Below are 20592 nucleotides of genomic sequence, written 5' to 3'. Positions count from 1 at the left end.
CGCGTTGGCGCTGGTTGCAGACCTGCGGCGCGAGTGATCAGGTGGCGGCGTCCTCGCGCCCGACCCCAACGCGGGAGCGGTGCGGGCCGTAAAGGCAGGCCAGCCCCAGAATGACGCCCGAAACGGTCGCGATCATGCCCGCGGCACTGACCGCGTTTTGGCTGCCGAACCACAGCGGGCCATAGCCTGCGAACACATACCCCAGCACAGCGGAGAGCGTCGCAAAGGCCACAGACCACCAGACCTGATGCTCCAGCCGGTTGGTCATCAGACGCGCAGCGGCAGGCGGGCAGATGAACATAGCGATCACGATGATCGAGCCGACCGCATCAAAGGCCGCAACCGCCGCAATGGCGGCAGTGATGACAAGGCCGAGCCCGAGGGCGGTGGCAGGAATGCCAAGCGCTTGTGCAAATCCCTCGTCGAATGTTGCAATCTTGAGCCAGCGCCAGAACACCAGCATCAGCACGATCACCAGCGCGCAGGCCAAAGCCATGCGCGGCAGTTCTGGCGGCAGGTTCGCGAGGGCGGCAGGGTCCAGCAGGCTTTCCCAACCCGTGGCGCGGAACCAGATCAGCGATTCCAGATTGCCCATCAACGCGTGTTCCACATCCAGATGCACGGAGGATGTGTCGGATTGTTCCAGCAGCAACACGCCGCCCGCAAAGAGCGTGGTGAACACGACGCCCATCGCCGCACCCGGCTCGATATTGCCAAGCCGCTTGACCGCCTCGATCAGGATCACCGACACAATCGCTGCTCCTGCGGCCCCCAGCAGCATCGGGATGGTGCCGAGCGTGCCAGTAATTAGAAACGCGACCACGATGCCCGGCAGCACCACATGGCTGATCGCATCGCCAATCAAGGCCTGACGACGCAGGATCAGGAAATTACCCGGTAGCGCGCATGCAATCGCAGCCAGCGTGCCGATTAATATTGGTGTCAGCGAGAACTGAACAAAATCTGCACCCATCACTCAAGGCCTCCCACGGAAACCGGCGGACCAAGCCTGCGGTCAAAGTCCTGTATCTCGTCGGGGGTAAATATTTCTTCGATCGGGGTCAGCCCGTCGTAGCGCCCGGTCAGCCCCGCATCCTGATGCACCTCGCGCGCCACGTCCCAGCGGCGTTCATCGCGGGCTACTTTGGCGGCCTGGGCGCGGCCTGTGTCCGTCGGTACGCCATCCGCGCGGATCAGCCCATCCTTTGCCAGCAGGCGCAGGGTGTAAGGCTCGCGGATGGGTTCCTGACGGGACAGGGATAAAAGACCCTGACGGCGATGCACGCGGCGTTGAAACCTGCGATGGCGGATCACGGCAGCAGCGACCCCGCGCACAGGTGCAAAGATCAATGAAAAGATAAAGACGCTGGCCGCCGTCAGCACGATCAGCGGGCCGGTGGGCATCGCGGGCGCCGACGCAGACAATGCCGCGCCCACATAGCCCGACACCCCGCCCACGGCCCCTGCGATCCAGATGACACGGCCGCTGCGTTCGGTCCAGAAGCGCGCGGTGACAGGGGGGATGATCAGCATTGCCACAATCAGGATCAGGCCGACCAGTTTCAGCCCGATCACCGTCACGGCCATCACAAGACCCATCATCAACAGGTCGATCCGGCGCACGTCATATCCCATGGCGGCGGCGTATTCAGCATCGAAGGCCACCAGAGTCATCGGGCGGCGCATAAGCCATGTCGCGAAAACCGCGAGCGATCCGCCCAAGGCGATGATCACAGCGTCCTGATAAAGCATGCCTGCGGTGGATCCCAGCAGGAACCCTTCCAGCCCGGCCTGACGCCCGGCACTCATGGATTGAACAACGGTCAGCAAGACGATGCCAAACCCGAAGAATACACCCAGAACCGCCCCGATGGCCGCATCCTCTGCCAGTCGGGTGCGTCGGGCGATCCATTCGATCACGAGAAGGCCGATGGTGGCCGTAATAGCAGAGCCGATCAGCAGGCCAATCAGGCTGCGCCCGTCTCCGCCCAGGGCGACCATGACGATAAAGGCCAGCGCGACGCCGGGCAGGGTTGCATGGGCCGTGGCATCCGACACCAATGCGCGTTTGCGCAAGAAGAGGAAAGTTCCCGATGCCCCGGCGGCGAACCCCAGAAGAGTGGCGCCAACTGTAACCAGAGCGGCGTTATACCCTGCATTCAGCAGCAGGGCATCGAAGAGGGGTGTCACGACGCGACCCCTGCCAGTTCCGCCATATGCGTAGCACCCAGACGCCCGCCATAGGTGGCGCTGAGGTTGTCCGGGGTGAAGGTCGTCGCAACCGGCCCTTCGGCGATGCGGCGCACGTTGATCAGAAACACGTGGTCGAAGTAATCCGCCACGGTAGACAGATCATGATGCACCGCGACCACCGCCTTGCCTTCGGCCTTGAGCAGCTTCAGCACGTCGATGATTGCGCGTTCAGTGGCGGCATCGACGCCCGCAAACGGCTCGTCCAGCAAGTAGAGATCGGCATCCTGCGCCAACGCGCGCGCAAGAAACACACGCTGTTGCTGGCCGCCGGACAGTTGGCCGATCTGGCGATCCGCGAAATCGGCCATGCCAACGCGGTCAAGGCAGTCGCGCGCTTGCGCGGTCATTTTGCCAGATAAGCGGCCAAGGAGTCCGACCTTGCGATAAAGGCCCATCTGCACAACGTCGATTACCGTGGTGGGAAAGTCCCAGTCTACACTGGCGCGTTGGGGCACATAGGCGATCCTGTGGCGGGCCTTTTCGATCGGTGTGCCAAAGATCGACACCTCGCCTGACAGGCGGGGAATGACGCCAAGAGCGGCCTTGAGTAACGTGGATTTCCCCGCGCCGTTTGGGCCGATGATGGCGGACATGGCTTGTGCGGGGAAATCGGCGTCAACCGAAAAGACCGCGGGTTTCTCGCCGTAGGATACGGTCAACCCTCGCACGGCAAGGGGAATTTCGGGCGCAAGCGCGGCCGGGGTCGCAGCCCGGCCGTCTCGTGTTGCAAGTGTTGCCGGGGTGCGCATCGTCAGGGGGTCCCTCAATTCAACAACTCCGACATGCCGCGTTCGGGTGCTTCGCCGCCCAAAGCGCGGGAAATCACGGTGGCATTGTGGTCGATCATGCCCAGATATGTGCCCTTATATGTGCCTGCCTCGCCCATGGCGTCGGAAAACAGCGTGCCGCCGATGGTGACTTCGTGGCCTTCAGCGGCTGCCCCTTCGATCAGGGCGCGGATATTACGATCCGAGACGGAGCTTTCCACGAAAACCGCGCGAATGTCGCGGGTTACGAGCGTGTCGACCATCTCCGCGATGCGCTGTAATCCGGCCTCGCTCTCGGTGGAGATGCCCTGAATGCCCATCACTTCGAAACCGTAGGCGTTGCCAAAGTAGTTGAATGCATCATGAGCGGATATCAAAACGCGGCTCTCGGTGGGCACCGATGACAGCACCTCGGTGGTGTATCGCGCCAATTCACGCAGTTCTTGCAGATGCGCGTCGGCATTGGCGCGAAACGCGGCCTCGCTTTCGGGCTGCACCTCAATCAGCGCATCGCGCACATTCAGCACCACGCGGGACCACAGGTTGGGGTTCATCCAGACGTGTGGGTCGTATTTGTCGTCGTAATCCTCATGTCCGATCAGCAGGTTGCGCGGCAGGCTTTCTGCCACTGCCACGACATTGCCACCCTCGGACAGCTCGCGCAGGAAATCCTCCATCTGCGCCTCAAGATACAAGCCATGCCACAGTACCAGATCAGCATTGGCCATGCCCACAATATCAGAGCGTGTCTGGCGATAGGCATGCGGATCCACTCCGGGACCCATCAGCGCGCGCACGTTGACCATATCGCCGCCGACCTCGCGCGCGGCGTCACCGATCATGCCAGTGGTTGTCACCACGTCCAGTTGCTCCTGTGCCATACCCCAGCCTGCGGGCAAAACCATCGTAAAGGCGGTCGCGGCGGCCAATAGGGTTCTCTTGCTAAAGGTCATCATCGGTTTCCTCGGTAGGTATATCCGGCCGGCGGACGGAGTCTGTTAATATCTTGATATTAAGAATCGTTCGCAAAGTCAATGCAGTTGCGAAGCATTCGCAATAAAGGCGCTGTTTTCCCGCTCAGTCGACGCGCCGAAATCGTGATAACGCTGCTTTGCTTGGTGAAGGGGTACACAGGCGGGGATAAGCGCGATGAGGCTGTGCCAATGGCATCCTGCGCGGATGTACGGCCCATACCCCATCGGCCTGAGCCGAAATTGTTTTGTTACCGGGATCTTAGCCCATCTGGTTTGGTTCTGCGGTGCGACTGGTAAACCGCTAGGGCATGGGGCCGTTCTTGAAACGTTGATAGGAGTTCAGAACCAACATGAAGCCGAGCACCCAGATCAATGCCCACATGAAGCGTCCTGGCCAGACCGCATGCGGATCACAAGTTGCCAGAATAAAAAGTGTGCCGATCAACACAACGTTGCCGGACCACACAAGGCCGATCCACATGAACCGGAAGGCCAGTTGATCCGCCAGACCGCTGTAAAAGGACCGCCAGGTCAAAACCCCGACCAGAACGAACAGGGCGATCGCGCCCAGCGTTATTTTGGCACGATTTGGACACCAGTAGTTGCAGGTGCTCGTGATTACCCCTTCAAAACCTGCCAGAGCGGGTGCAAGCGGTTTGTCGAAGTATTTCGCGATAATCGACGTCATTTCTGCGTTATCGTCGGACAGCGGGTCCAGAACGGGCCAGAACCCGATCCCGGAAAAGTTATCCTTGAAATAGACGACGTCGTCTTCAAATTGCGAAAACTCCTTTGGTGGTGTCGTGTCAAAAGCGTCTTCGTGCGGGGTGCTTTTGACGAACCTGTGCCCGCCCGGTGGGACCACGGGTATGATGCTGCGCAAGATATCGGCGCGCACTGTTCCCCGAAACAGACCTTCTTCCATGCGGACGCGCAGATCCTTTTTTGCATCCGACGTTGGACGCTCCAGAAAGAGGAGAATCTTGTTCACGATCTCCACCGTTTCGCGACTTGTGTCCGTTTGGGCATCGGCGTTTTGAAAGGGGTTCAGGCTTGATATCGAGCTGCGTAAAAAGCCCTGATCGTTATTGTTCAGCACCTCGATTTCGTTCGGGACCAGTAATTCATAAAGGTCATCAAAAACGCCCTCTTGCCGTTGCTCTTCGGTCTCGGCCACTACCGGGAAATCGAAAGCGACGTTAAGCGTCGACGTCTCGCGGTCCGGCAACTCCTGATAGACGCGCCGGATGATCGACACCATTGTGCGCATGTTTTCCTTGGTCAGACGGGTGCCCTTGTAATCATGGAAAATGAGGGTGACGCCGTCGGGCCGCATCGGATCAAACAGGGTCGGGATGGCCGCGCGCACATGTTCCAGTTTGCGCCCTTCAACCCGGTTGAAGGCGCCCATTTCGGTTGCGATGTCGTCCACGACATATTCGATGTCAGCGCGGGTCCAATCCATCCAGTCACGCAGATCAAACGCCAGTTCGGCCTTGGCTCTGTATTGATGTGCTGAATTGATGAACTGCCGACGCGCCGCGCGCCATTGACCACGATTGTACAACAGGGCGCGATCGCCATCGCCCTTGCTGAACTCCAGCCCGTAAAAGGCGATGTGATCAACGACGCTGAAATCCACTTTGGTTTGTTGTTTGGGTTCTTCTTCTTCGGCTTCGGGGTCTGCTTGGGGTATTTTGGCGGCAGGTGGCTGCGCCAGCCAAAAGGGGTAAAAACCATAGACCTGCAAATCATCGCTGACGCGTTCAGAAACGCAGTCGCAGTCCTCGATTTCTAGGGGTTCATAGATGCGTGTCACCTGCGGGTCATCAATCGTCTTTTCCGCTTTTTGTACCAGCCGTTCAGTCACAAAGCGCGATAACTCTCCCTTACCGTCCAGTTCGGACACGTTTTCGACGGCTTGCGTGAACAGGCGGCGGCTGGGATACGCGACGCCGGTGAGCGGCGCGAGGCGCTCCACCAGACCTTCGGCGGTGGCATCTGCGATGGTGGCCTGAATGAACGGCAATGCGAGGATCTCTTTCTGAAGCGCCTCCGTCAGTGTCCAGTCTGAGGTCACGGAGGGTTCAATGCCTTGAACCTGCGCTTCGACCTTGCGTTCGGCCTGTGCGGTCGCGGCCTCCTCAAGGGCGGCGCGGGCCTGCGCACGCATTAATTCCGGGACCGTGACATCCGACAGCGGCGTGTCCTGCAAGGCCTGCGAAAGCTCCGGGTTGTCGATTGCCGATGCCACCGCCTGATCGGTAGCATCGGTGACCGTCATGCGCGGTGTTGGGTCCGGTTCGGCGTCGGTATCCAATTCCAGCAACGCGGTATCTGTGGGGGGCGGCACAGGTTCTGACGCAGCCGCCAGAACATCCGCGGCGGCATCGACTTCAGCATCGATTGCGTCTTTCTGCGCCTCCATCAACGCGGTTTGGATGCGATTGACCAGCCCTGCCTTGGTGGGTTCGCGCACGGTGATCATGCTTTCGACCACCGGCAGCGCGGTTTCAAACGCCGGATTGCCCTGCAGTTTATCCGTCACCGAAGGCCGCAGCAAAAAGGACAGGGGCAGCTTTTCATTCCCGGTGACCAATTTTTCGATCTCATCAAGGATGCAGTCTCCGAGGTCGACGGCCAGCACGGGGCGCAGATCACGCCACAGGGCTTGTGGGCTGTCATACCCCGGCTTTTCTGCGCGGAACCCTTCAAGGATCGGGGTGAGCGAGACCAAAAAGCTCAGATCGGCGACGTCGTTCTCTTCGAGCGCATAGTAAGTGAGCGTCTCTTCCGTGGTCTGGGGCGAACAAGGACCACCCGTGTAAGGTGCCGGGACGCCAGCTTGTGCAGCATAGTCCTCAATCAGCTTGATGACAGTGTCCACCGTGCCCACTAATCTGCGCAGCCGGTTTTCAGTCTTTTCCGCGGCGATCCAGGTGATGAAGTCTTTGCTTTCCAGAATACCCAGCGCACCCGGGCGTCTGGCTTCGATCTGGCCCAACCGCTCCATACCTTGCTGCCAGGCATCAAGGCCTCCGGCAACGGGCAGAAGTTCACATACCTGAACTTCGGATTTATCACGGAAGATGGTGGTAAGCGTGTTCAAAGCCTGATCTGCATCGGGGATTTGAGAGAGAACACCGCTGGAGGTTGCGCAATCGTAAGTGAGCGTCCGGCGGCCGAGTGCCAGCGTCGTCATCGCCGTTGTGCCCGCAAGCCGCAGGGCCAGTGCAGGATCCGCTTGCGGATCATCCGCTTTGGGCAGGCTCATCGTAAAGAGCTGGGTTGACCAGCCCGGCCAGTTTTGTTGCAGCCGTGCATATTGTATCGTCAGACGCAGCGTTGAACGCACTTCATCCAAGCCGTCCGGCCTTGGCACACCTTCGCATAGAACGCGTAGTCGCTCGCGGGTGTAGCGGCCTAACTTGCCGTCCGCCAAGGCCGGGTTTGGGTCTCTGTAGGCAGTGCGCAGGCCCAACTGGACTTCACGAATATTTGCGGGCGCAAGTTCATCGAGCGATATTTCATCAAAATCCGAACAGGCGGCAACAGCGGCAGATGCCATGCCGACCGTTATCACAAAAAGGGCCATCAAATGACGCAAACTGGTCCTGAGGAGGCTCATGATGTTCGTCCTTCTTTACGCATTTCGGCAGTAATCGCGGATTTTAAGTCTTGTGCAGCGACGGTATCGGCCCCGCGGCGCAAAGCGCTCACAGCAGCATGGCGCACCACATTGGTGATGGCCGCGCCAGACAGGTCATAGTCAATCGCCAGCTGTTTGATATCAATTTCAGGGGCCATCGGCACAGACGCCAATGTGTTTTTCCAGAGCTTTTCACGTTCGGGCGCAGTGGGGCGGGCAAACCCGACAGCGCTTTGGAAGCGGCGAAAGAATGCATCATCGATGTTACTGCGCAGGTTGCTGGCAAGGATCACAAGGCTTTCGCATTCCTCGATCCGTTGCAGCAGGTAGGAGACTTCCTGATTGGCATACCGATCATTTGACGAACTGGTGGCAGTGCGCGCGCCAAAAAGCGCATCGGCCTCGTCAAAGAACAGTATCCAATCCCGTTCGGCGGCCATGTCAAATATCAGCCCAAGGTTCTTTTCTGTCTCACCTATGTATTTGGAGACGACCATCGACAAATCGACGCGGTATACATCAAGATTGGTGCGCTGACCCAAAAGAGTTGCGGTGAGTGTCTTGCCGGTGCCGGGCGAGCCGTAAAAAAGCGCCTTGTAGCCGCGTCCGAATTGGCGCTCCAGTCCCCAATCCGCAAGGATTTTATCCCTGTTTTGCAGCCATGCCAGAATGTGATCAAGCTGATCGCGCACCGCTGCGGGCAGGATCAAATCATCCCACGTCAGCTTGGTGCTCAACCGTCGTGCCGGAAAGTTGGGCGCAAAGTCCGGCCGGGGTGGCGTCCCATCGCAAAGCGCGACAACACGGTGCATGGGCAGGTCAAGCCTGCTGACTTGAGACGGTTGGTTCTGGATCAGTGAGACGCCGGCTTGCAGGCGCAGGGCATGGTCGGGTTCGAACAGTCGCATGGCGGCAATGCGCGCCGCGGTATCCGTCCCCGCAATCAGGAACAGCGCCGTTTCCACCGTGGGCACAAAGGCCGCACTTGCATCAGGATGGCCGCCGAACTGAGAAAAAGCACGGTCAATTGCGGAATTTTTGACGTAGAACGGGTCCAGCACGGCAGAGTTCACATGTGGTGCGATGGCCAGAGCCAGTACCAGACGGGCCTCATGCGACAACCCATGCTGTGAAATCAGATCAGCCAGAACCGTGTCGCCAGTATGAGCGGGCGCACGCGGCATCTCTAAGGGCGTATCAGCCCCCTTGAAGAAGTGTTCAAGCCGTGCGCCAATCACCTGCTCAAGCCATTTGATTTCGGCGGCAATGGCTTGGGCGTTCAGTTTTCGCAAAGAGGCGCGGTCATTCCCATCAAGCATCGTGGTCCTCCCTCCATGAGACATGACAGGGTAGGGGCATCCAGGGCAGGACCAGACGTTGGATGCTCCACGGCAAACCGTCCAACAGCATGTCAAACGGGCCCGCTGTGACCCGTAGGTGCGCGCCCGTATCATCAAAACGCAGCGTGCCTGTGCGGCGTAAAAAGGTCTCGCGCAACCCATCAGGAGACGTCGCGCCAAGTTTGCCCCAGCGATCCACGACAGACCGCAAGAGGCCATCCATGAGGACCTGCACGTCCTCGTCCATGTCTTGCGGCGCGGGCAGCGTGGCCACTGAATCAAGGCCGAGCAAAACGCGGTGAAACGGGTCAACCACTGGTCCAGCCGTTGTTCCTGCAAGGTAATGCAGAGCGCCCAAAGCCTTGGGATATACGTCCATCGACAGCGCTTTGCCTTCCCATTCTATTTTCAGCCGTTCAAAGAGGAGCGTGAAAAACGGGCTTAGCAACACGAGGCCCGCGACCTCTGTCACCAAAAGCGTTTCGCTGTCCACTTCAGGCGGTTTTTCCGGCTCTTTTGTTTCGACATGCCGTGTCTGCTGGGGTGCGCGCACCAGCAGTGTTTCGATGGCCGCAAGGGTCTGGTGTCTGAGGTGCGCCTCATCCGTGCTGATCGGGATGCTGAGCCGGGCGGCAACCACGCGCAGCAAGGATTGTCGTTTTTCATAATCCGGCTCGATTTCCTGAGCCACAGCAGCAAGATACCCCGAAAGGGATAGGCGCCTGTCTTTGGTTGCGGTTGCCAATCCAAGCTCTGTGCGCAGCACAGCGGTTTTGAGGGCCGTCTCTGCGTCGGGCTGTGCCATGGGCCAAGCGCGCAAAAGCAATTCTGCAGCGTCCGTAAATTGCCTGTTTTCCGGCCCCGCGAGCGCTTTGGTCAAGGCAGAGAGTTTTTCGATCAGTTCCGCATCGGAACGGCCGGTTGGTGATTTATCTGTCGTTGAGGCAGTGTCATCGCGTTTTCCGCGCGGTTGGATGCTGTCGTTCTTGGCCGCCGCGGCTTGTTTTTGGTCCGGGCGAGGGCGATCGTTTGCGTGTCGAGGGGGCGCTTTTGCTGGAATGCCCAAAATCCGCTCGGTTTCCGAATGATGAAAACCGGCAAGAAGCATGATGGTTTCTGCCAAACTGCCAGTTCCGGACACATGTGTCGCTTCTTCGGGGAGGGCAGGCCCATCGGATGCCTGTCCCGGATCTGATGGCCTCTCGTATCCCTGCGCAGCATTTCCGTTGTCGGCGCGCTCCTCGCGCGCGCTTCGTTCAGGGTTCGGCGCCGTAAGGGTGGTTTCAGTCCTTTGCGCAAGATCTTCGAAGTCGAGCAAATCGCCGTTCAGAAGCGCAATAATCACATGCTGCATCACAAGCTGGGGCGATTTCGCATTCTTTTTCAGTTCTGTAAGATGTTCGACCAGCAGTGTCGCGCTGGGCGGCAAAAGCCGGCGTGCAAGGTCAAACGCATCTATGGTCGTGAGCCGTCCAACTGCTTTTGCAAGCGAGTCAGGGTCTTCTGTGTGCATGGCTCTGATTTTGTCGGAGGCAAGCGTTGTTTTGGCAAGAAGCGGGCGCGTGTCCGGTCCTTCCTCACGTAAAAGCGTGATCAGCGCTCTGAGAGCGCCCAGTTCAGACGCTGCGGAGAAAATGGCATTCGGGCTTTGTATCAGCTTCCGGATGCAAAAGTCCTTGGGCGAAACCCCTTGATCAACCCCCAACGCACTGGCGATTTGCGATAGCGCATGTTGGTGGTTGTCATCTCCAACCTCCGCTGAATCTGCCGCTTTGTAATGGGTGAGAGGCTCTGAACTGACTTCGGGCGATGCACCTCGGTCGCCAAGTGAACGGGCGGCATCCGGTTCAGGTGTTGAGCCAAGCGCAACAGCCGCGTCAGCTTTGGTTTCTGCATCCGGTCGGCTGTTTTGATGTCCCTCATCATGATGTGCCTGCGTAACATTTGGCGTTTGACGACCATCTTTTCGGGTGTCTGTGCCATCTGCGTCGGTGGTCGCGGGCGTGTCAGGTATCCGTTGGGCTGCGTTCGCTGTTGTCGCAGCCTTTGCTGCGGTTTGCGCAGGTGTGGCGGCCCCTTCCACACCCTCATTAGGCGTTTGCCTGCCTTTGTTTTGGATCGATGCACCCTCGGCCGCGTTTTCTACGGGTTCGACAGGTGTTTCTGCGTCCGTGATAGCCATCTGACTGGCCGCCGTCGGTGCCGTTGATAGCAATGTGTGGCTATGCACAGCCTCAGCAGATCGTCCCGATCCTTCAGCGGACGTTTGCGCGGCGTCGAAAGGCACTCGCGTATCTGTCGTGAACTTGGGATCGAGGAATGGCATCAATCGCTGAAGAAGTGCAAAGGATCGCTCATGAACGATGGTGTCCGGCACACCTTCCTGCAACAGGCTTTGTATCAAGCGTTCTTGGGCCTGAGGTATGCGCGCGCTGCCTGCGCCGGGCCCATTGGGCGCCGCGCCCAGATCATTCGACGCATCCCCCTCTGAAGTCGTCTGCGCTGTGTTCTGTTCATCTGCGAAAGGCAATCGGTCTGACAGAGAGATACGCGGGTCTGTTGTCTGCGGCACCGACGACGCATCCCACTTCGACGTGTTCTGTCCATCTGCGGAAGGCAACCGGCCCGATTGAGTGACATGCGGGTCCGTCTTCTGCGGCACCGGTGGTTTATCCACCGCGACGGGTTCTGCCCTGTCAGGCAATTGGCGTTCGGTATTTGCAGCGCGGGCGTCCAACCGGGTGAGCGCCTGAGCGACCGTGCGACCCAGTTCATCTGTAAGACGTCGCGCCGAGGTGTCTGCGCCCGTGACGTTGGATGCATATTGTTCGCGCAAAACATGGATCAACGCCTGCCGCTCATCTGAGTGGCGTTCCAGTCGCGCCAACACCATCTGCAGGGTTTTGTTGTCTGGCGCGGCCTGTGTCCAACTCACAAATGCATCAATCCGGCGCGCAATCTGCTGCTGAGACAACACCGGTTGACCTGTTTCCTTGTCCGAGCGGTCCTGCACTAAGGGCGCGGTATCACGCGGGTCAGCGCCGCGCGGGTGGTTGAGCGTCGGGTTTGTGTCTTCTTCTGATGTTGAGAAATGGGTGGGTGATATCCGGTTTTCGAGCGTATCTGCGGTGACCTCGTGAATGACGGGGCTGGTTGGATTTGCCGGTAGATAGTCCGCCAGCGCATATCGCAACTTGGTTGCAAGGACGTAGCGGACATCTGACCAGACGGGATCCTCGGGCCAGTGGCCCAAGTCTATGTCGATCTGTTCCGCCCGAATTGTAATTCCCTGCCACTCTGGTGAATCCAGAACATCGGATAATGCAGGCAGGATTTCGCGTCGAACGGCAGCCAGCAGGGTTTCGGGCGACGAAAGGGGCCCCTTGGGGCTCGTCACATGAAATTCTGCCAGACAGCTGTTGATCCGCGCTGATGCGGGCTTCAGCTGGTCCGTTCGAGCGGGTGTCGCCATCAAGTATCCTGACCCTCCGCTTCCGTGTTGGTGGGCGTATCTAGAAACACCTTCAAGGCGCGCAGGTCTTCGGCTGTTCCGGATTTTGATTTTGCGTACAGCTTTTCGAATTTGGCACAGGTATCAAAGTCCAGCCAGCGCACCCGCACATGAATATGTGCCGGTGCCAGGGTGTTGACCTGCGTTTCAATATAGCTTTGGTAACTCGGCATCGCGCAGCGGGCCGTCCACCCCGGCAAGATCAGATCAGCCATATTGGGGTCGCAATCCTCACCGCAAGCGCGCAGTGTGATATGTTCGATTAACACGGCAGTTTCAGAGCGCCGGTTCAGGTCCCGCCAGGTAGAGCGCAGGTTGACCACGGCCTGCTGAGCATCCTCTTTGCGTTGACGCAAGCCGATCCGACGCAGTGGGCCGAAAATGCCAGGGTCCAGCAATATCTGGTACTGGCCCGGATAAGGTGCGATTGCAAAGCTGTCAGATTGCGTCAAATGCGCAAAAAGTTCTGCCGTCAGCGCGCCTTCAGTGAGAAACGGTGACAGTGTTTTTAGCGCGTCCTTGTCTAGCAGTTCGTATTTGTCCGATTCAGGGACGATCATATCAAAGGGGCTTGTGGCGGACACGAGTTTGACTTCTTCCGCCGGTGCTTCGCCTGCCAGTGTCGGTCCTTGCGTCAAACGCAAGCCGTAGTCCGTCAATCGTCCGGTCAGCTTGCCATCTTTCGAGATATCCAAATCGCACAGCGTTGCCAATTCGCTCAAAAAACCGCCATCCTTCTTTTTCTCTCTATCCGGACCGGTCGCGCGGGCCGCATGTAATGCTGGCAGGGAAAACAGGTAATTCAGCCGCCATGAGATCTCAAACCGGTGCCTTTCACGGGTGGTATGATAGCAATGCAGGCCGCTGTGCCGTGTGGCCGGCATTTCGCTGCCTTGGAGTGCGATGAGATAGTCAAGCAACGCAACCTGCAAGCGGTGCTTTTTCGCATCATCATTTTGCGTCTTTGGCTTGGCCTTGAAAATCTCAGGCAGTGTATTCAGATCGTCCACCATGTCGGACAGCAAAGTGTCGATACTGCTGCGATATTCCGCGATCAATGTGGTGGCGTCATTCTCCCTGTAGCCTCGGGCGCGGAAGACGAACGGCAAAAACGCATCCACATGTGATTGTGAGAAAGTCCGGTTGCGCCCGGGTTTCATGACGTCCCAATCTGGTGCGTCAATATGATGATCAGCCTGCGCAATTTCGACGGCTTTGATGCGCACGACTTCTTCTTCGATGCGTTTTGCATTCAGCGCAACGGGCGTTCCGTCGAGCGTCAGTATGATGCCAATCTCTTCGGGAAGCGGCGGCAGCGCATCTGTGGAGATTGTCTGTAGTTCTTCTTCGGGCATCGTTGGCAAGAAAGAGTGAAAGTAGACTTCATGACTGGGCCTCGAAACATACTCCCTGGTTTTCTTGGGCAATTGCAGGGTCAAATGTTCGATTGTCTGCACGCCCGGCAACTCACGCAGCTTTGCAAGATACGCGCTCAGGTCGACTTGTGTTTCTTTGCTGTCCAGTTTTTGTTCTGTCCGGCTTTGCGGCGGGGTGAGCAGGCGTAGCGGTTCATCCAAGACATCCTGACGCTTTGCCGGTTTTTTGGGTGTTCCGATGCCTTTGAGCAAACGTGCGATGCCGTAGTAGAGATATGCGGCCGTGGTCTCGGGCAATACCTCATTCTTGATCTCAATAGATCCGATCAGCTTGACATAGACGGGTTCGGCGATCGTAAGCCTGCCCAGATCCGTGCCCAAGGGTCGCGCGGCTTCGAAAGCTTTTCGCAAGCGTTTTGCGACCGCTTTCTTATCCTTCACATTGTCAGAAGGAATAAGGGTGATATCAAACAGACCCGGACGTTCGGGGTCTGGTTCGGCAACAGTAACGCTTTCCACTTCTTTGCAAGCGCACAGCCACGCGGCCAGATCATCACGGGTTACAGGTGTCGTGTTCAGAACCTTTCGCGGACGGAACAGGCCCAGATTGTGAAAGCAGAAATTACCACGCTGGTTCGTCAGCAGGTCGCGGGTCGGCAGCCCCACCTGATATGCAATTTCACTCAGCGCAAAGCAGGTTTGTTCAAGCAGCGTAACCCCGGGGTCATGCAAGTTATAGTCTGTCCAAATCTTGCCCGAGGCCTCTTGCGCATAGTCCACGGCAACACGGCGCAGATCGGCAAAGTCTTCTAAAGGCTCTGGCGGTTTGGCGCTCATAGCAGGTTCTCATCCCTGTCGTCTTTTTTTCCATGGGCGCCAACCATCGCGCTGTCGAACCAGAGCTTGGTAATATAATACCGCACCAATTTGCCCTCGAATTCAGCGTTGGTCTTCAGTTCAAGAATGTAATGGTGCTCCTTCTCTTTATCCGCGACCCAGCGCAGACAAATGCGATCTGCATAGCTGCCATACATCGCAGTTTGGGTTTTGATGGACCGCCGCCGAAAAAACCAGTTCAGGAACCGATTGCGTGGGTGGTACGCATTCATGGCAATTGCGCGCATGATGGAATAGCGCCCTTTTCCCGGCTCCCCGCCGGTGCCTGCCACCACTTCGAGGATCTGGCAGCCGGTCATGGCTTCGGTGATGGGGTGCCAGCCCCGGTCGGCGGGTACGGTTTCGTACTTGGGGGTTGCGACACCAATGCGCCCCTGCATCCGCGCTACACCACCCACATCAAAACGCCATTCCGGTTCCTCTTGATTGATGCCGACCATGCCGTCGCGGGTCATTGTCATATTTGGCGGAAAGGTGTTTTCAGTCTTGCCCGATGACTTGGCATCCTCGTCAATCTTCAGCCCATCCTGCCCTTCATCCGGGCGAAAATTGAGCACACCATCTTTTTCGCCATGCTCTATGATCCAAGACGGTTTGGGGGTCCCCAGTCCCTGATACAAGCTGAGCACCTTCAGCGAGGATCCGACTGAATTCAGCCGCAGCCCATCCGTGTCGGTTTTCGCAAAGCCGTCATCGACCTGGTTTACGGTACTGTCGATCAGGTCACCGAACTCCTTTGCCGTGGGCAAAGAACCACTGCGAAAGAAGGATTTGAGGGTGGGGCGGTCTTGTTTGGTCACGGGATGGTCCTTTGGCCGACAATCAGCATCTCGCCTAAAGTGAGGCTTCCAATGCCGGCTGCTGTTGGTTGTTCATCTTTGAAATCGGCTATTATCGTTAAACCATGCTCAACTGTAGAAATGGGAAGGCTCCATGGGAAATGAGGCTTCAATACGGGTCCGTATATGCCGCGCCAGTCATTCTTGGTTTGTGCGGTATCCAGCAGACTGAATCGCTTTTCATCATCGCCAGCCAAATGAAGAACAGAAAAATCAGTTATCTTTTCGATATAGTCCTTTTCAGCAATATGAGCGCGCAGCATCTGGATGTTGAGTGACCATCCAAACCGCTTCATCGAGGCATCAGCCGTCCAGACCGACAGAAATTTTCGAAGATCACGTCTGAGCAGCTGGGCTATCGCACCGTTTTCCCGCTTCACATTTGCCGTCAGTTTGGCGCGCACCTGAAGCCGTTCAAAGGTCGGGTTTACAACGTCGACGGTGCAAGCCTCGGATGTGAATTGCGAAAGCCATTTCTGAATTGAATTGAGCGTCGTTACGTCAAACAATGCAGGCTGCGGGTTTCGCAAAACGGCGTCCTCGGATTGTTTGCGGGCAACCACGAGCGTCATGTGACCCGGTGCAGGCGCGGCGTTTTCCGTTCTCAGATGCGGCAGGCATTTGGCCATCCAGACGTCAGGAAACTCTTCGAGCACCAGCCGTTCCATATCCCACGGCGTGACCCCGCGACGGCGATGACGCAAACGCTCGCCCACGCGCGCTAGGAAAATTTCGCGCGGTTCCGGTGGGCGTGATGTAGTTGGTATCGGGATTTCCTGGATGCTGGTCAGACCCGGCTGCGCCGGTGTGAAACGCCACACACGTGGGGCATCGCTTTTCTTCCAGGTGTCATCCATGCGGCGCGCCCAGACGCCATTCACTTTAGCGGCCGAAAGACTGGGGAAAATCTCGACATTGGGTTGTGTCGCCACTGCCGCGAACCAGACGCCGCCCGCCGGCATTTCAGTAGAGTGCTCTGTCGCATCATCGGGCAGGTCGATGACAACGATCCCGGATCGCATCAAGCCGACGGTCGTGTCAGACGAAATTGCGGTCTCAGGCATCTGCTGCCAGCCGTGTGCCGAAAGATAAAACCATGACAAAGGGTTGCGCGCAGGGACACGCCGCAGGTGTCCCGAAGACGCCAGATTTATCGTCAGTGCGGTTGGCCCGGTTTTATTTGCACCGGTGAGTTGAAAGCAAACCTGCCCGTAGCCGAGCCGTTTGGGAAAGAGTTGTATTCGTTTGTGCATACGCTTGGGGAACACGCTTACGGATCCAAAGGGGCCGGATTGACGGACCTCTTCACCCGCCCGCGCGGTTTCAGGGGCATTGAGTTCGATCATGCCTTCTGCTGTGTAGGAGAGTGAAAATTTGGCAACTTCCGGTATGAAAGGTGCGGGGGGTATCTTGCGTTCGCCCAGTTTCACAAGCCGCGGTCGCATCGCTTCGACCAGAGCCATCGGATAGCGGTCTGTCAGGAAACCACCAGCCGTGCCCGTCAAGGTCATACGGATCATGCCTGCGCGGATGGTCTGGCGCGACTGGTATTCCTGCGCAGACACCGTGCCCGTTGCAGGGATCGAACGCCCCGTTATCTTGCCGGAAAACTCCCATTCAGACTTTAAAGACGCCGATACGCCTTCGCTTTGGAACAGGGGTACGGGTTCGGAACTTACGGTCTTCCAGCCGGCCCCGCTGAGGTAGTCGATGGTCAGCTTGGGGTCCGGAATGTCGATACCGCGTCCGTAGGTGGCATAATGGGTTTCAAACCCGCCGACCGGGTTCGGCATCCCGGACCATTCAAGGCATATGTTTACGCTTTTGACGGGTTTGCGTGCCATTTCAGCGCACCCGACCTGAAACGTGGCCCCCTCAGAGGGGCGCGGTCCAAAGGGCTGGAAGGTTTGATCGGTCACGAGGGGACCGTCATCGGAAAACGCCGCAAGACGTCGCAAGCCAGTGACCTGCGTACGGATGCTGATGGTTTCGATTGCGTAGGCCTCAAAGAAGGAAACCGGACAAAGACGCGCATCAGTTGCATAGCGCAGGGCAAGGCGGGGCGCATTTTTCGGGCCGGTCAGGGCCGGTGCGTTGGCATCATAGCGCATGCTGAGCATGATGCCGCCCTGCGCGCGCTTTTCCCGCAGCGGCAGTATTTGCATGATGTCCGGGCGGCGCGGCCCGTCATCCGTTGTAATCGTCACGGCAAAAGCATCGCCGAGCAGGCTTTGAAACACATCCCTGAGGGGATAGTTGATTTTGCCGTCCAGACGCTGTGAAAAAGCGGCGAAAATCATCGAGTTCTGTTGCTGATCATAGCTCTTGCGCGCAGCGCCATCCGCTTGAATGCCCTCTGGTTCGACGCCGATAAGTTCGCTGCGATACTTCTGGACCAGCCCGAATATCTTGGTCCAGTAATCCCCCTCCGGAAACGGGTGTTTTTCTATCAGCGACAGTGTAACGATGCGGCCCAGCAAAACCCGGAGGTGCGCTGGTTTTTCGACCTTGTCCATCAAAACCGAATAGATCAGCGCCATGGATGTCGTCATATAGTGCAAGGTGGCGTATTCAGTAACTTCGCGGGTCAACTCCTCAATCGCGTCGGCGCTTTTGAAGTCTTTTCGATCGCCATAAAACGTTGAGATCAGGGTCGGATCTGCTGACAGGGCGAGGCGCACCTCCGGGTCCCGGTACTCAGGGTCGATTTCCTGAGGGCGGCGGCGCAAAACCGGGGTCTTTATAACTTTGGCGTTTAAAGGGTTGGCCTCGTCTTTCCGTTTTTCCTTGAGTGCCTCGATTTCCTCCTTCGTAAACTTATACGACCCCGCAGGCAGGTTTGAATCGCGGCTCATGTGCAGGGACACTTCAATGCGACGCGTCCCTTCGGCAAGGGACAACATGGGAGATGAAATATCCAGCCCGAAATCGGGGTCCTGTTCCACCCCCGAGCCGAACAGGGTCTGCGAATTGGGTTCTGCGTCTATGCTCAAGGTAGCGGCGCGCAATCCGGTTATGCCGCCCAATGCGCGATTGTAAGAAATGTTGTTGTCTGTTTCGTAGCTGAGCACTTTGATGTCGCTCACAACGGCGGGGCTTGTGGGAACGCCGGTATCCGTTTCGAACTGTTGCACGCTGCCATCTGGCAAAAGCGCTTCAAGGGCCGTTGCTTGTGGCACAAAGCCCGGACGGGGGACGCGGCCTAGATCAAGCAAAACCATTTCAGGGCTGGCCGAGGCCGGGGTCTGTCCGATGATGTCCTGATAATATAAATCCGTATGGCGATCCGGCAGTTTGTTAAACGCGGCATCCACATGTTGAGACGCGCGCAGTTCAGCGATGATCAGTCCCAGACCGGGGTCAATCTCGCCGGAGGCGATACGGGCGTCAAACGCGCCTTGTGCTGAGGCTTGCAGCGATGTGACGGCATTGCGCAGCAACGTGTGTACGCTTCTTAGCCTGTCACGTAAGGCGCGGGCCTCGGCGAGGGGGCCTGCCTGATCGCTGGCCGCCCGAACCGACGGGTGCTTTTTGGCAATCCGCGTCAGCTCCGCCGGCCCTTTGCCATACATGTCCGCCAGCAGGCCGGACAGGTTACGTTCCTTGTTCAGCTGGTCGATCTGCTTCGAAAATGGCACCGGAGATTCAAGTTTGATACGGCGTAACCAATCGGTCAGCTGGTCCGAAAGCTCCCGTGTCAGGCTGAGGGCTTTGGTCGGTTCATATTCCAGCGCTTCGGCAAAGGCAAAACCCGCATCACCGGCCTTGAAGCTCAGGATTTCGGCATAAAGATAGGCGGGTTCGTTCTGAAAAAGCCGCGCCCAGGGACGTGCATATCTGTTCTCCCGCGCCAGCGGCACATCCTCTGCCCCCAGCCTTTTACCTGCCTTGCAGAACGCCTCTGCAAGGCTTTCGTCTCTGACCATAAAGCGGCGCGGAGACAGCGGGCGCGGCAACCTTGCGTCGCTTTGCGAGCCGGGTGTGACGCGAAGCCCGCCCCAGGCCTTCGCCCGTTGGTTTTTTGGGCGCGCGGTATCAGACATCACTTTCCTGCTCTTTCGCTTGGTCGGACAGGAACACGGCTATGATCGTGCCGTTGTCACTTTGGATGACCAGAACCCCGCCAAAGGACTCTGGCGGTGCAGGTCGCTCTGTGGGCGCAAATTGGGAACTTTCAAAAAGCGCGCCAAACGGGGCCGGGTTTCTGTCCGCTTTGAACGGTGCCAGAACAGGCCCATCGCCTGTTTGCACGCCCACAACCCCTTTGCCACTGCTGACAAAGCGCGTTCCGCACAAAAAGAGATTGCTCCATATCAGGCGGTCAAAGGACAGACTTTTATCGAAATCAGTGGCGGAGAAACTGCCACGTTGGGTGGCAAAGCCGGCCTTCATGGTAAATCGCCCGGCGGCTTTGGTCGTGATCAGATCGCCGGCTTCGTCTGGCGCAATAATGCTGAGCTCAACCTTGCCTGTGTAAAGCGTCGCGCCAGACGTTGGAATCTCGCTTACAACAGCACTGGGCCCAACCACCATCGGACCGGTAAAGTTGATTTTATTGATCGCATAGGTCACGTCATACACGTTCGGCAGCTTTCCGGGCTGGCCAAATCCTACGCGCGGTTTGGCCGTCGCTTTCTTGGTGCCAATAAAGGTCGTACCCGGGATGTCTTCTGTTTCGCGGGGCTGGGATTTATCGTTCAGGTCGATTTCTTCACGCAGACCGTTGCGGTTACTGCGCCCGGCAATCAGCACCGGATCAAAGGCAAGTCCACCTGCCTCTGCTTGGCGCAAGTACCCGCCGGACAGACGGTTCTGTGTCTGTTCAGCCGCGTCGCACGCCTGATCCGGAGCCAGGGCCTGTACTCTTTTCACAGGCTCGTCCTTCAGCCGTTCGGCGATGAAACCGCAGCCCGCAAGGTTAAGGACAACCACGCCGATCGCGGCGCCTGTTCGGATTGAGGATATCTGGGGGGACCTGATCATGTC

The 20592-nt window shown here is 57.9% G+C and carries 11 protein-coding genes; all 11 read right to left on the bottom strand.

From position 1 onward, the window contains the following. Positions 1 to 37: 37 nt before the first annotated feature. Positions 38 to 973 carry a metal ABC transporter permease gene (locus RLO149_RS18135; RefSeq protein WP_013963540.1) on the bottom strand — a complete coding sequence of 312 codons (936 nt, stop codon included), beginning with the start codon at positions 971 to 973 and terminating at the stop codon, positions 38 to 40. Beyond that, on the bottom strand, positions 973 to 2190 hold the full coding sequence (locus tag RLO149_RS18130; protein WP_013963539.1) for a metal ABC transporter permease: 1218 nt from the start codon (positions 2188 to 2190) through the stop codon (positions 973 to 975). The genes RLO149_RS18135 and RLO149_RS18130 overlap by 1 nt, the downstream gene beginning before the upstream one ends. Next, positions 2187 to 3002, bottom strand: coding sequence for a metal ABC transporter ATP-binding protein (locus tag RLO149_RS18125; protein WP_013963538.1), 816 nt, complete (start codon positions 3000 to 3002; stop codon positions 2187 to 2189). The genes RLO149_RS18130 and RLO149_RS18125 overlap by 4 nt, the downstream gene beginning before the upstream one ends. A gap of 14 nt (positions 3003 to 3016) precedes the next feature. After that, the gene (locus RLO149_RS18120; protein ID WP_044025740.1) at positions 3017 to 3973 is read right to left on the bottom strand and encodes a metal ABC transporter solute-binding protein, Zn/Mn family; all 957 of its coding nucleotides are present in this window, start codon (positions 3971 to 3973) and stop codon (positions 3017 to 3019) included. Between the two features lie 322 nt (positions 3974 to 4295). Next, positions 4296 to 7622, bottom strand: coding sequence for a hypothetical protein (locus RLO149_RS18115; protein WP_013963535.1), 3327 nt, complete (start codon positions 7620 to 7622; stop codon positions 4296 to 4298). Beyond that, positions 7619 to 8962: an ATP-binding protein gene (locus tag RLO149_RS18110; RefSeq protein ID WP_013963534.1), complete on the bottom strand. Its 1344-nt coding sequence runs from the start codon at positions 8960 to 8962 to the stop codon at positions 7619 to 7621. The genes RLO149_RS18115 and RLO149_RS18110 overlap by 4 nt, the downstream gene beginning before the upstream one ends. Further along, positions 8955 to 12455, bottom strand: a complete 3501-nt coding sequence (locus RLO149_RS18105) for a contractile injection system tape measure protein (protein WP_013963533.1) — start codon at positions 12453 to 12455, stop codon at positions 8955 to 8957. The genes RLO149_RS18110 and RLO149_RS18105 overlap by 8 nt, the downstream gene beginning before the upstream one ends. Then, complete coding sequence (locus RLO149_RS18100) at positions 12455 to 14707, bottom strand: hypothetical protein (protein ID WP_013963532.1); 2253 nt, start codon at positions 14705 to 14707, stop codon at positions 12455 to 12457. Before RLO149_RS18100 ends, RLO149_RS18105 begins: the two co-directional genes overlap by 1 nt. Continuing rightward, positions 14704 to 15567 (bottom strand): hypothetical protein, encoded by an 864-nt coding sequence (locus RLO149_RS18095; protein WP_013963531.1) that lies wholly within the window; start codon positions 15565 to 15567, stop codon positions 14704 to 14706. Before RLO149_RS18095 ends, RLO149_RS18100 begins: the two co-directional genes overlap by 4 nt. After that, positions 15564 to 19649 (bottom strand): baseplate J/gp47 family protein, encoded by a 4086-nt coding sequence (locus RLO149_RS18090; protein WP_013963530.1) that lies wholly within the window; start codon positions 19647 to 19649, stop codon positions 15564 to 15566. Before RLO149_RS18090 ends, RLO149_RS18095 begins: the two co-directional genes overlap by 4 nt. Then, positions 19642 to 20589, bottom strand: coding sequence for a hypothetical protein (locus tag RLO149_RS18085; protein WP_013963529.1), 948 nt, complete (start codon positions 20587 to 20589; stop codon positions 19642 to 19644). The genes RLO149_RS18090 and RLO149_RS18085 overlap by 8 nt, the downstream gene beginning before the upstream one ends. Between the last annotated feature and the right edge of the window lie 3 nt (positions 20590 to 20592).

Source organism: Roseobacter litoralis Och 149, assembly GCF_000154785.2.
GTDB classification, from domain to species: domain Bacteria; phylum Pseudomonadota; class Alphaproteobacteria; order Rhodobacterales; family Rhodobacteraceae; genus Roseobacter; species Roseobacter litoralis.
The sequence above is the reverse complement of the archived record's forward strand: the minus strand, read 5'-3'. Positions and strand labels throughout refer to the sequence as shown.